This window comes from Veillonella parvula (assembly GCF_032575955.1).
GTDB lineage: Bacteria > Bacillota > Negativicutes > Veillonellales > Veillonellaceae > Veillonella > Veillonella parvula_J.
Genome location: NZ_JAWFXN010000003.1, coordinates 197,908 through 210,761, shown reverse-complemented (window position 1 = coordinate 210,761; position 12,854 = coordinate 197,908). Strand labels below are relative to the sequence as shown.

Below are 12,854 nucleotides of genomic sequence, written 5' to 3'. Positions count from 1 at the left end.
AAGGCGTCCTTTTTTAGTCTTCAATATATGGAATTAAGTATTCGTATTTGGTACCCTTTAATTTTTCTTTAGGGATAAATCTTAAAGCTGATCCATTGATACAGTAGCGAAGAGAGCCATTAGGACCATCTTCAAATACATGACCTAAATGAGCATTACCGATGCGGCTACGAACTTCTATGCGATTCATACCATGTGAGTTATCTTGGTAATATTTGATAACATCTTTAGCTATTGGCTTAGTAAAGCTAGGCCAGCCACAATGGGAATCGAATTTATGGGCTGATACAAATAGTGGCTCTCCAGTGGTGATATCTACGTAGAGACCTGCTTTGAACTCATCTGTTAGTTCATGGCTGAAAGGTGCATCTGTAGCAGAGTTTTGAGTTACTTCAAACTCTTGTGGCGTTAATGCCTCTAAATCTTCCTGGGAAGGTTTAGCATATGTATTATCATCGATGAGTGGTTCATCAGATAACCCCAATGGAATGTGACAATAGCCATTAGGATTTTTGTCTAAGTAATCTTGATGATATTCCTCAGCAGAGTAGTAGTTCTCTAAAGGCAATACTTCGATAGCAAATGGTTTGCCTTCAAAAGCTTGAGCACGAGCTAAGGTACTTTCAATAACGGCCTTATCTGTTGGATCAGTATAATAAATACCCGTACGATATTGAATGCCTACATCACCACCTTGTTTATTAACGCTAAATGGATCGATAGCGCGTAGGAAATATTGAATTAAGTGGTCTAAAGATAGTATATCAGCATCGTAAGTAACCTTGAGAGCTTCTACGTGGCCACTATTGTGGCATACATCTTCATAACTTGGATTCTCTGTAGGACCGTTAGCATAGCCTACTTCAGTAGAAAAGACACCGGAGATTTTTCTGATGTATCCTTGAAGGCCCCAGAAACAACCGCCACCTAAATATATTGTATGTTCATTCATTTAATCACCCCATACTTCTTGAGCTATTTCTTTAACTAATGCTAGTTTAGCCCATTGTTCTTCCTCGGTCAATTGGTTGCCGATTTCACAGGATGCAAAGCCGCATTGAGGGGATAAGCAAAGTCTTTCGAGGGGGATATATTTTGTCGCTTCTTTGATACGTTCTTTGATGACTTCTTTGTCTTCTAACTCTGGGCGTTTAGATGTGATAAGGCCTAATACAACTTTCTTATTAGGAGAAACTTCACGCAATGGCTCAAAACCTCCAGAACGATCATCATCAAACTCTAAGTAATAAGCGTCTACATTCTCTTTGGCAAATAGAATAGGGGCGATAGGTTCGTAACCACCGCTAGCAGCCCAAGTAGAGTTATAGTTGCCACGGCATACATGTGTGGTAAATGCTAAGTCGTGAGGGCGTCCTTCAAGTGCCAAGTTATTCAAACGTAAATATTTAGCAGTTTCACCTTCGATGGTTACGCTTTTATCTTTTTGGCGACCTGTCCAGTAAGCGTGATCACAGCACATACCCCAAGTACAATCATCGAATTGAATGTTGCGGCAACCTGCATCATAGAGGTCTTTAATCACTTGGCGATAGGCAGCTGCAATATCTTGAATGAGTTCTTTTAAATCAGGGTAGAAGGAGCGTGTTGTAATGCCGTTATCCTCACGAAATAATTCAGCTAAGAATTGGGATGGGGCTGGGATTGTTTGACGCGCCGTAGTATTTTCGTCTTCAAATTGTTTTACAAATTTGAAATGCTCAACGAATGGGTGGTTTGTTCCCGTAATTTTACCAGTAAGGGCGAGGGAACCTGGCGCTGTTTCTTGACCGACAAATTTGTAACCGTGTTCTAGTTCAATCTCTTTTACGCCGTTAAAGCCCCACATGAAATCTAGATGCCAATAGGCACGGCGAAACTCGCCATCTGTAATCACTGGTAGGCCAGCCGCTTTCTGTTTTTGAATGAGGTCTGTAATGAGACGATCTTCAACGGCTGTTAATTCTTCTCTAGTAATATTTCCGTTATTGAAAGCTTCGCGAGCTTCTTTTAATTCTACAGGACGTAGGAAAGAACCTACAATATCAAAGTGGAATGGTGCTGTATGTTTAGCCATAATAATAATCCTCCTTATATAAACGGTAAAACCGATAATTTCGATAGGCTTATTATAGCGAAGTATGATTATATATAAAAATATCAATATGTTTAAGTTTGATATAGTTTAAAGCTATGTTGATATAAATTTTTGCTCGATAAGTTATACCTATAGAAAAGCACTCTCTAAAAAGAGAGTGCTTTATTAATATATTATTTAATCGAACTAAATTGAACAATCGTGTTATATAGACTTATTAATAATATGATATGTAATTATTTTTTGTTTTCCGGCAATTTAATATGTCTACCGTAGTTGCTAACATATTGTTTTAGGGCATGGATATATTCTTGACCCAAACGGCTGCGTTGCATTTTATTATTAGTAATATAGCCGATGTGCATTAAACCTTCTTCGGCAAGTGGTACTGAAATGATGTTTTCACCATTTACCTCTTTATCGATTACACCACTAGATACAGTGTATCCATCAAGGCCAAGCAGTAAACTAAATAAAGATGCTCTATCGCGAACACGAATATGTTTTGGGCGTACTACGGTACTGAAGATTTCTTCAGAAAAGTAGAAGGAATTATGATCACCTTGTTCAAAGGAAATATATGGATATTCTTCTAATTCGTCCATAGAGACGACCTCTTTATTGGCTAATGGATGTGTTTTACCAATAAAGATATGAGGATGGGCCGTAAATAATTCTGTAAAGGTTAATTCATTAGTATGAATCAGTTTTTCCAATACAGGACGGTTGAAATCATTATAATAGAGTAAACCAATTTCACTCTTCATATGAGCTACGTCATCGATGATTTCATAGGTTTGTGTTTCTCGTAAGGATACATCGTATTGGTCGATTCCAGCGCCTTTTAAAAGCTCTACAAAGGCATTGACTGCAAAGGAATAGTGTTGGGTAGACACGGAAAATTGTTTTTTACCGCCGCTTTGGCTTTTATATTGTTCCTCTAAAAGGGCTGCTTGCTCCAGCACTTGGCGCGCATAGCCGAGAAAGCGTTCCCCTTCTTTGGATACGGTAATTCCTTTATTGGTGCGATCGAAAATGGTGATGCCCATTTCTTTCTCTAGTTCTTTAATCGCTTTGGTAAGGCTTGGTTGAGACACAAATAATCTCTTGGCAGCTTCGCTAATGCTACCTATATTGGCAATTGTTGTTACATATTTTAATTGTTGTAAGGTCATGATTGGCCTCCTTTTATATATTACACTATTAATACTACTCGATTATAAGTATTTAAGCAATGTTATATATATGTTACAATGTACTAATAGAATAAAAGGGGGATTTATGCTAAAACAAGTCATTGTCGTAGAAGGAAAATCTGATATTCAGCGTATCGCTCAAGCTGTAGAGGCTGATTGTATTGCTACAGAAGGTTTCATTCTTCGAAAAGGTGTTATCGATATGATTCGCGTTGCCTATGAGAAACGTGGCATTATCATATTAACTGATCCTGATACAGCAGGGGAGCGAATCCGACGCGTTTTAACTAAAAAATTTCCTAATGCACAACATGCTTTTGTGCCTCGTGACGAAGCGTTTGCAAATGATGACATTGGCATAGAACAAGCATCTCCAGATTCAATCAGAAAAGCTCTATCTACATTACACGTAGAGTCTTTAGAATCATCCAACGAATTTACTATGGTGGACTTAGTGCGTCACGGATTGTCTGGTATGCCTGGTAGTGCAGCACGTCGAGCGGTTATTGGTGCTAAATTAGGTATTGGATACGGTAATGGTAAACAATTTTTGTACCGTTTAAATCATTATGGTATAACTCGAGATGCTTATGAAGAGGCAGTAAATTGTTAAAATAGGAGTTAAGATGTTAGAATCAGTAATTGCAAGCCCAGAGGTTGTGCATTATATATGTAAGCGTTTTGATATTAAAATGAGCAAAAAGCTAGGGCAAAATTTTCTTATTAAGCGAGGCATAGTTGATGAAATTGTACATGCTGCGGAATTAACCGTAGGGGAACCTGTCCTAGAGGTCGGTCCTGGTATTGGTACGTTGACACAAGGTTTAGCTCAAAGTGGGGCAGATGTAACGGCTATCGAGCTAGATCGTCGCTTATTAGAGGTACTAGATACGACATTGGCATCTTATGACAATGTACGTATCATTCATGGTGATGTGTTAAAGCTTGATGTGCCAACGATTATGAATCACAAACCTTTTAAAGTGGTTGCCAATTTGCCATATTATATTACAACACCTATTATTATGTCTTTGTTGGAAAGTAAATTACCTATTGAACGTCTAGTTGTGATGGTGCAAAAAGAGGTGGCCTTACGGATGATAGCAAAGCCCGGTACAAAGGACTATGGCGCATTATCTGTTGCTGTTCAGTATTATACGGAACCAGATATTGTTCTTGATGTACCGCCTAAATCTTTTTTGCCAGCTCCAGCGGTGACAAGTTCTGTTATCCGTTGCGTATTGCGTGATAAACCACCTGTAGATGTGATTGATGAGAAACTATTTTTTCGCGTTGTGAAAGCTGGTTTTGCGCAACGCCGTAAAACATTCTCTAATACGATGAAGACAACGGGTTTAACAAGAGATAGAATTGAAGAGTTATTAGCAAAAGCAAATATTGATGGTCAACGAAGAGGTGAGACCTTTACACTTCAAGAATTTGCTGATGTAGCCAACGCATGGGCAGCATTAATCAAATAGTATAATACATAAAGAGCTTATTGGACTGATAAAATATCATTCCAGTAAGCTCTTTTTCATGAAAAAAAGGACCCGAATGGGTCCTTTTTAGTTAGTAAAGAATACCAGCCATGGTTGTAATGAGGAAAGCATTTGCAAAGTCAATTAAGAATGCACCTACTAAGGAAACTACGAGCCAAGCACGAGGAGATGGGCCGTGTTTACTTGCTAAGGATAACATGTTAACTAATGCGTTTGGTGTAGCACCCAGTCCGAAACCGATAGCTCCGGCACCAAGCATAACTGCATCGTAGTTGCGACCAAAGAGGAAGTAAATAAGGTATGCAAATACACAGATAAGTGCCATTTGTACAACTAAGATTGTAATGAGTGGTAAAGCAAGATCAATTAATTGAACTAATTTCAAGCTGTTGATAGCCATTGTTACGAATAAGGATAATGCTACATTAGATACTGCATCAAGAGCTGCATCGTTGATTTTGTATGCTTTAGTAAAATCACCAAAGTTACGAATTACTGCTGCACAAATCATAGCGCCAATATATGCAGGTAGTGGAGTAAGAACAGATAATCCAGCACTTACGATGGTACCGATACCTAATGCAAGGCCAATCCACATACAGATTGTTAAAAGATCTTGAGCGTTGAATTGTTTGCCACCGCTCTCAACGTGATCTTCAATTATATCGATGCCTTCATCCTCCATTAACTCAGGATTTTCATAAGGTGTTTTAACTTTATGCATTTTAATAATGCGTTCACCTACAGGCGCGCCGAGGATTGTACCAGCTACCATGCCGAATGTTGCAGCTGCAACTGCTGCGGAAGCGGTACCAGGGATACCAAGTAATTGCTCGTAATATGGACCAAAGGCACCAGCTGTACCAAGGCCGCCAATCATAGATACAGAACCTGCCATGATGCCGATAATCGGCTCAATCCCTAATGCTTTGGCAATCATAATACCTGCAGTATTTTGTACTACAATCCACACTGCACAAGCTAAGAAGAAGAAAATAATGAAGATACCGCCCTTTTTGAGGACTTTTAAAGATGCCATTAAACCAATCGTGGTAAAGAAGGCAAGCATTAAAAATGTTTGTAAGGAACCTTCAAAGGTAATGTTTAAGATCTTATAATAAGATAAAATAGCAGTTAAAAATGCAAATGGAAGAGCACCTACCGCTGGTGCAGGCATACACATACGTTGTAAGAACTTGGAATGCTTATTGATCCAAGTACCGATGAATAAGGTAATTACGGCAAGACCTACAGTTTGAATCATGGACAGTTTTAAGGTCCATACATTGTTGACTAAGGCTAAGTCAATAAGTGGCATAAAATCACTCCTTTAAAATAAAAAATAAATCTGAGTTTTATGGTATCATGAATGGTCAAAAAATACTATAGAATATATAACGTATAAAAAGTTTATATTTTTATCTTTAAACACTCATAACAACACAAAAAACAATAATATTAATAAAACTAATTTTATGATTATACATATAAATATAGAAAAGTAATAATATATATTACTTATGTACATAATCATACTATATGTATTCGACTTAAATCTGTGATTTTCCTTCTTGTTATAAAAAAATAAACTGGAATATATTTTTTATATTTATAATCATATAAAATATACTCCAGTTCTAAAACTTAATATTTTTATGTTGATTTAGTAAGACTCTAAATTATATATGGTGATAAATTCGCTCTATAAATGCATGTTAAGATATAACTAAAATGTATAGACCTAGCAATAAGTTAATTAGGCGTTATAGCTCATGGTGTAATTTAGGGGCCGTTAAGAATGTTACATCCGGATTACGCTCTTGAACCCAACCCATTTGCCATTCGTTAGAGATAAGAACTACGGTGCGATCGCGATTATCTTTTACAATCATCGCATTATCTATACCTTTCAAGGATGCAATATCAACTTCGCCGTCAATCCAACGAGCAACACCATATGGCAAAGTATGATTTAATAAATCTACACCATATTCATTTTTGAGGCGGTACTCAAGAACTTCAAATTGAAGCATACCTACGGCACCGACTACGAAGGAATCAAGGGCGCCTGGTTGTTCAAAGATTTGAACAGCTCCTTCTTGAGCCAATTGAGTCATACCTTTTTGGAACTGTTTACGTTTCATAGTATCCTTTGGGGATACGCGGGCAAAGAATTCCGGAGGGAATACAGGGAAGTCACCGAAAGTTACTTTGTGTTTTTGTGCACAAAGTGTATCGCCTACCCCCATAGTACCTGCATCAAAAACACCGATAATATCGCCTGGGTACGCATCTTCTACGATGGTACGTTCCGTAGCCAAGAATTGTTGAGGCTGAGATAGACGGATTGTTTTATTAGATTGGCGGTGTAATACGGACATACCTTTTTCGAATTTACCTGAGCAGATACGCATAAATACGATACGGTCATGGTGGTTCGGGTCCATATTTGCTTGGATTTTAAATACTAGAGCAGAGAAGTCTTCGCTAGTGGGTTGTACCATTTCCTCTATCGCTTGTCGTGGAGCAGGGGATGGAGCTAGTTCCAAGAATTTTTCTAAGAATGGTTTTACCCCGAAGTTCGTCATAGCAGAACCAAAAAACATAGGGGTCAATTCACCAGCACGAACTTTATCGAAATCGAATGGATCGCCAGCAACGTCTAGCAACTCAATATCGTCGAGCAATGCTTGGTATACATCGTCACCTAATAGCTCTTTCATGCGCGGATCCGTTAAAGCACCTTTTTCGGATGCAAGTTTTTCTTGACCATGAGTTTCGTCTTTTGCAAAGAGTTCGATAGTTTCGTGCTCTCTATCGTAGACGCCTTTGTATTCGCCGTTGATACCGATAGGCCAGTTCATAGGGCACGTACGGATGCCGAGAACATTTTCGATTTCTTCCATTAGATCGAATGGACTGCGACCGAAATGGTCAATTTTGTTAACAAATGTAAAGATAGGAATACCGCGTTCTTTTGATACAGCAAATAGTTTCTTTGTTTGGGCCTCTACGCCTTTTGCTACGTCGATAAGCATGACTGCACTGTCGGCAGCCATCAATGTACGGTATGTATCTTCTGAGAAGTCTTGGTGACCAGGGGTGTCGAGGATGTTTACGCGGCAACCGTCGTAGTCAAATTGCAACACGGAGCTCGTTACAGAGATACCACGTTGTTTCTCAATTTCCATCCAGTCGGATACGGCGTGTTTTGCAGTTTTACGAGACTTTACGGACCCGGCTAAGTGAATGGCACCACCATATAATAGTAATTTTTCCGTTAATGTTGTTTTACCCGCATCCGGGTGAGATATGATAGCAAACGTACGGCGACGTTGTACTTCTTCTAAAAATGTCATGATTCACCTCTATTAATGTGTTGTGAAAGCAGATAAATCTTTAGGTTTTACTTTCACAGTCTATATATCGTAAAAATTATACATGATTTTTCTAGTTATGACCACTAAATTGTAGTATAATGAGATTTCATAGAACGGCTTGGGGTTAGCCGTTATCTTCAGGTTAAGGAGGGGATCCATGCGGTTATTTATTGCAGAAAAGCCATCCATGGCTCGCGAAATCAGTAAATGCTTACCAGAAAATAAGAATATCCAAAAACGGAATGGTTATTTTATCCAAGGGGATGATGTGGTGACTTGGGTAGTAGGTCATGTATTGCATCAGGCTGAGCCAGGAGATTACGATGATAAATATATCCGTTGGCGCCCTCAAGATCTTCCTATCGTGCCTGATGAGTGGAAATTGCTTGTCACAGATAGCAGCCGTCAACAGTTTGAAATTGTAAAAGACCTTATTAGTAAAGCAGATGTCATTGTCAATGCAGGTGACCCGGATCGAGAAGGTCAACTTTTAGTTGACGAAGTTTTGTACTATGTAGGTAATACAAAACCAGTGCAGCGTATTCTATTAAATGCCCTCGATGAAAAATCTATTCGTTCTGCTCTTGATGATTTGAGAGATAACAAGGACTTTCACAATCTATATCAATCTGCATTGGCAAGAGCGCGAGCAGACTGGCTCATTGGGATGAATTTATCTCGGGCCTATACATTATCTGAACGTTATAAAGGTCATAAGGTAACATTGCCAATTGGTCGTGTAAAGACGCCAACGTTAGCTCTTGTTGTACGTAGAGAACGAGAGTTAGCTGCATTTAAACCAGTAGACTATTTTACTGTAAAGGTATTATATAACCATCCTAATGGGGTGTTTTGGGCGACTTGGCAGCCTACAGACGAACAAAAGGGGCTTGACCCAGATGGACGACTCATTAATAAAGCTATTGCTGATGAATTAGTAGAATGTTTACAAGCTGGACCAGACGGTTTTATTAAAGGTGTTACAAAGTCTAAGAAAAAAGATGTACAACGATTGCCTTTATCCTTATCATCCTTACAAGTATTGGCAGGTAAAGCCTTTTCTTATGATCCACAGACTGTACTTGATACAGCGCAAAAATTATACGAAAAGAAATTAACTACCTATCCACGTTCTGATTGTGAATATTTACCACCCAATCAATATGATGATCGCAATGCAATCCTCAACAATCTACAAAATGCAGGTGATGAGAGATTAGCACAGTGGGCTGCCGATGCAGATCGTTCTATTAAGAGCCGTGCTTGGAATGAAAAGAAAATTACCGCCCATCATGCTATTATTCCTACAACGGTGGCCTGCAATATAAATAGTTTGTCCCAAGAGGAGCGAAATATTTATTTCCTCATCAGTCAAGCTTATATTGCGCAATTTTATGGGAAGCATATTTACGAGCAAACTAAAATTGTAGTAGAACAATGTAAGGAAGAGTTTGTAGCTAATGGTCGTGTAGTTATCGAAGAAGGATGGAAATTGCTTTATAAACGACATAAGTCTAAATCTACGACAGACAATGACGAGCCTGATCTAACCGATGAGCGTGGGGCTGAATCAGACCCTAAAAAAGAGGTTATTGAAGAAACGGACCACTTGCCAGCGGTTAAAAAGAACGATACTGTTTTATATACGGATTCTTCTGTAGAGGCTAAACAAACAAAGCCACCATCCCGTTTTACGCCGTCCACATTACTACAAGCGATGAAGGAAATTCATAAATTCGTAAAAAATGAAGACTTGAAAAAGCAATTAAAGGCTGTATCTGGTATTGGTACAGAAGCAACTCGGGCAAACATAATTGATGAGCTTATCAGTCGAGGCTTTATGAAAACGTCAGGGAAGAAGCAAGTCTTATCTCCAACGGAAACGGGCTATCTCTTAGTAGATGCTCTGCCAGAAGAGCTGCTTTATCCTGATGAAACAGCTGTTTGGGAAGAACGCTTAGCACTCATGAGTGAAGGAGCGGATACGTTAGATTCCTTCTTAGCGGATCAAATTAAGTTTTTACAATTATTAATTGATAAACTTGATTTTGATAAAGTAATAAACTTTGATCAAATGATGCCAAATGTGGTTCGAACTATAACGAGCCAAAATCGTAAACGCCCTATGGATAATGAAAGCATAGACTTGTCTTCATTGCCTGTATGTCCTAAGTGTAAAAAGGGCCGTTTGCAACAGCGGAATGGTAAATTTGGTGCCTTTTTAGGGTGCACGAATTATCCTAGGTGTAAACATACGCAGCAAGTAGAAGAGGATACTTCTAGTGTTGAAGGTAATATTGAAGTATCTGATGAAGATAAACAATATAAATGCCCTAGATGTAAAGTAGGTTACTTTGTGAAACAAGAGGTGAGAGGTCGAACAAACTGGATTTGTAGTAATCGATCTCAATGTAAGACCCAATGTTCTGATGTAGATGGGGTACCGAGTATTTATGTTAACAAATCTAACATTACTTAGAAATGATTGTTTTTATTGTAAATAATAAAAAGACGCGTACAGCTTAGCTGTGCGCGTCTTTTTTTGAAACTGTTCTTGTAGAAGAAAAATTGCTTCATTTAGTTTAGGATATTAAGCTGAATTTTATCTGCGTTTGCCACGACGACCAGTTTGGGAGGTAGAAGCACGGCGTTGGCGTGTATTGGAGCCTTTATGGCCTCGTGCTTTGTGAGCTTTAGCCTTAGTGGATTGGTAAGTGCTTGTAATCTTAGGTTTACTAGCTAATTTTGTGCGTTTTGGAGCAGTGCTAGCATTGCCCTTAGTTTTGATCTGACCATCCTTAGTATATTTTGTAAGTGTAGCTTGGATAGCTCGTTCGATGCGTCGTAACCATGATTCGTCTTGTGGTGTCGCAAAGGTTACAGCCACGCCAGAGTTACCAGCACGACCTGTACGGCCAATGCGGTGGATGTAGTAATCTACATCGCGAGGTACGTCGTAATTATATACATGTGTGATACCTTCGATGTCGATACCGCGAGCCGCAATATCAGTAGCCACTAAGATTTGTGTTTTAGCTTTTGCAAAGTCTCGCAGAATTTGTGTGCGACGACCTTGTGTCAAGTCACCGTGCATTTCTGCTATATTGAGCCCCGCTGCAGTTAATTCGTAGGATAAACGAATGGCACCTTCCCGTTTATTACAGAAAACTATAGCTAAAAACGGATTATCATCTTCAATCATTTTGATGAGCCGTTGTGTTTTTTCTTCAGGATTCATCATATACACTCGTTGATCAATTGATTCGAGAGTGATGTGTTTTCCTTCTGCCGTTACTGAAACGGGTTTAGACATATATGCCTTTGCGAGATTTCGGATTTTATCTGGAATTGTAGCGGAGAATAGTAATAGTTGTCTATTGGCATCTGTTTGGCCGATGAGATTTTCGATATCTGGTAAGAAGCCCATGTGAAGCATTTGGTCTGCTTCATCTAGTACAACACGACGAATACAGTCTAGATGGAGAGAACCGCGCTTTGCATGATCCAATAGACGACCAGGTGTACCTAAGATGACTTGAGGTCGGCGGCCTAACTGTTGTAACTGTGCCTCGATTGTTTTGCCGCCGATAAGAGGGAGGATATCTACATTTAAAATAGAACCTATTTCCTTCGCTTCATCGGAAATTTGTTTAATTAGTTCTCGTGTAGGCGCAATGATAAGCACTTGTTCTTGATGAACATCAGTATGTACACGTTGTAGAATTGGCAGTAAGAATGCTAGTGTTTTCCCCGTGCCGGTTTGAGCTTTGGCTATGACATCATTCCCTTTAAAGACGACAGGAATGGATTGTTCTTGAATTGGCGTAGGCTCCTTTATACCTTGTTTTTGTAGGGCTTGGATAAGTTCATCACAAACACCTAAAGATTTAAAAGATTTCATGAATCGTCCTTTCTATAATACATATTATATTAATTATAACGTATGCACATATTAGGGGCAAATGAATTGAACTTGGAAGATGTATAGTCTTAACATACTCTAGGCTCAATAAATATTATAGTATTTTGGGTATATTTTTTTGATAATATATGGAAAAATACTGATATAACTAAGTAAAATGAGAAATGAAAATATTAAAATAGCTACATTTAAACTGTTTATAAACTATTAATTGAGAATGTGAGAGTATTTGTAAATGATAATCTTAATAGAGTTTATTGATTACAGTATCTAAATATATAGCTATGAAATATTAAATTTCAGCTAGTATTCAGTATTTTATTAGATAATTATATAGATAATCTCATATTAAATATGATAATAAAATATAGATATGAGATAAAAAATAACCATAAAAATGATAATAATTGTTGAAATTAATGCTTGATTTGATATAATAATTTAAGATATTAATACGCATTATTATTTGGTGTGTTTAATATGAGGTTGTTAGGTACAATAATTAGGAGGTGTCGTATGGCTATCAAAAAGTTAAAAGACATGAAACCAGGTGAGTCTGGTCTTATTGTTGCACTACATGGCAGTGGCAATGTTAAGCATCGTCTAATTGACATGGGTCTTGTAAATGGTACAAAAATCCATGTTATGAAGTTTGCCCCTTTGGGGGATCCGGTGGAAATCAAAGTAAAAAACTTTGAATTAGCACTTCGTACAAGCGAAGCTGGCATGATTGATGTAGAGGTTCAATAGGAGGTTCAC

The 12,854-nt window shown here is 38.3% G+C and carries 10 protein-coding genes; 4 read left to right on the top strand and 6 right to left on the bottom strand.

Features of this window, described 5'->3' with window-relative positions; translation table 11 throughout:
* Positions 1-13: 13 nt before the first annotated feature.
* The 3 genes from msrB to E7L28_RS05135 form a co-directional block, all read right to left on the bottom strand.
* The gene (msrB, locus tag E7L28_RS05145) at positions 14-952 is read right to left on the bottom strand and encodes a peptide-methionine (R)-S-oxide reductase MsrB (protein ID WP_316691669.1); all 939 of its coding nucleotides are present in this window, start codon (positions 950-952) and stop codon (positions 14-16) included.
* On the bottom strand, positions 953-2,074 hold the full coding sequence (locus tag E7L28_RS05140; RefSeq protein WP_227036791.1) for a 5-methyltetrahydropteroyltriglutamate--homocysteine S-methyltransferase: 1,122 nt from the start codon (positions 2,072-2,074) through the stop codon (positions 953-955). It abuts the gene before it with no gap.
* Positions 2,075-2,331: 257 nt separating this feature from the next.
* A complete protein-coding gene (locus tag E7L28_RS05135) occupies positions 2,332-3,270 on the bottom strand; it encodes a LysR family transcriptional regulator (RefSeq protein WP_316691668.1) in 939 nt (312 codons plus the stop codon).
* A gap of 106 nt (positions 3,271-3,376) precedes the next feature.
* Here E7L28_RS05135 and rnmV point away from each other — a divergent pair, with 106 nt between their 5' ends.
* Both rnmV and rsmA read left to right on the top strand, forming a co-directional pair.
* A complete protein-coding gene (gene rnmV / locus E7L28_RS05130) occupies positions 3,377-3,904 on the top strand; it encodes a ribonuclease M5 (protein ID WP_227036793.1) in 528 nt (175 codons plus the stop codon).
* Between the two features lie 13 nt (positions 3,905-3,917).
* A complete protein-coding gene (gene rsmA / locus E7L28_RS05125) occupies positions 3,918-4,772 on the top strand; it encodes a 16S rRNA (adenine(1518)-N(6)/adenine(1519)-N(6))-dimethyltransferase RsmA (protein ID WP_004697159.1) in 855 nt (284 codons plus the stop codon).
* Positions 4,773-4,863: 91 nt separating this feature from the next.
* Here the strand turns inward: rsmA and E7L28_RS05120 are convergent, their stop codons facing one another.
* Both E7L28_RS05120 and E7L28_RS05115 read right to left on the bottom strand, forming a co-directional pair.
* Positions 4,864-6,111 carry a sodium/glutamate symporter gene (locus E7L28_RS05120; protein ID WP_008600554.1) on the bottom strand — a complete coding sequence of 416 codons (1,248 nt, stop codon included), beginning with the start codon at positions 6,109-6,111 and terminating at the stop codon, positions 4,864-4,866.
* A gap of 445 nt (positions 6,112-6,556) precedes the next feature.
* Positions 6,557-8,152 (bottom strand): peptide chain release factor 3, encoded by a 1,596-nt coding sequence (locus E7L28_RS05115; protein WP_008600556.1) that lies wholly within the window; start codon positions 8,150-8,152, stop codon positions 6,557-6,559.
* Between the two features lie 178 nt (positions 8,153-8,330).
* Between E7L28_RS05115 and E7L28_RS05110 the strand changes: the two genes are divergently transcribed.
* Positions 8,331-10,652: a DNA topoisomerase 3 gene (locus tag E7L28_RS05110; protein WP_316691667.1), complete on the top strand. Its 2,322-nt coding sequence runs from the start codon at positions 8,331-8,333 to the stop codon at positions 10,650-10,652.
* Positions 10,653-10,775: 123 nt separating this feature from the next.
* Here the strand turns inward: E7L28_RS05110 and E7L28_RS05105 are convergent, their stop codons facing one another.
* Positions 10,776-12,074 (bottom strand): DEAD/DEAH box helicase, encoded by a 1,299-nt coding sequence (locus tag E7L28_RS05105; protein ID WP_004697119.1) that lies wholly within the window; start codon positions 12,072-12,074, stop codon positions 10,776-10,778.
* Between the two features lie 537 nt (positions 12,075-12,611).
* Between E7L28_RS05105 and E7L28_RS05100 the strand changes: the two genes are divergently transcribed.
* The gene (locus E7L28_RS05100) at positions 12,612-12,845 is read left to right on the top strand and encodes a FeoA family protein (RefSeq protein WP_004697076.1); all 234 of its coding nucleotides are present in this window, start codon (positions 12,612-12,614) and stop codon (positions 12,843-12,845) included.
* Positions 12,846-12,854: the final 9 nt, after the last annotated feature.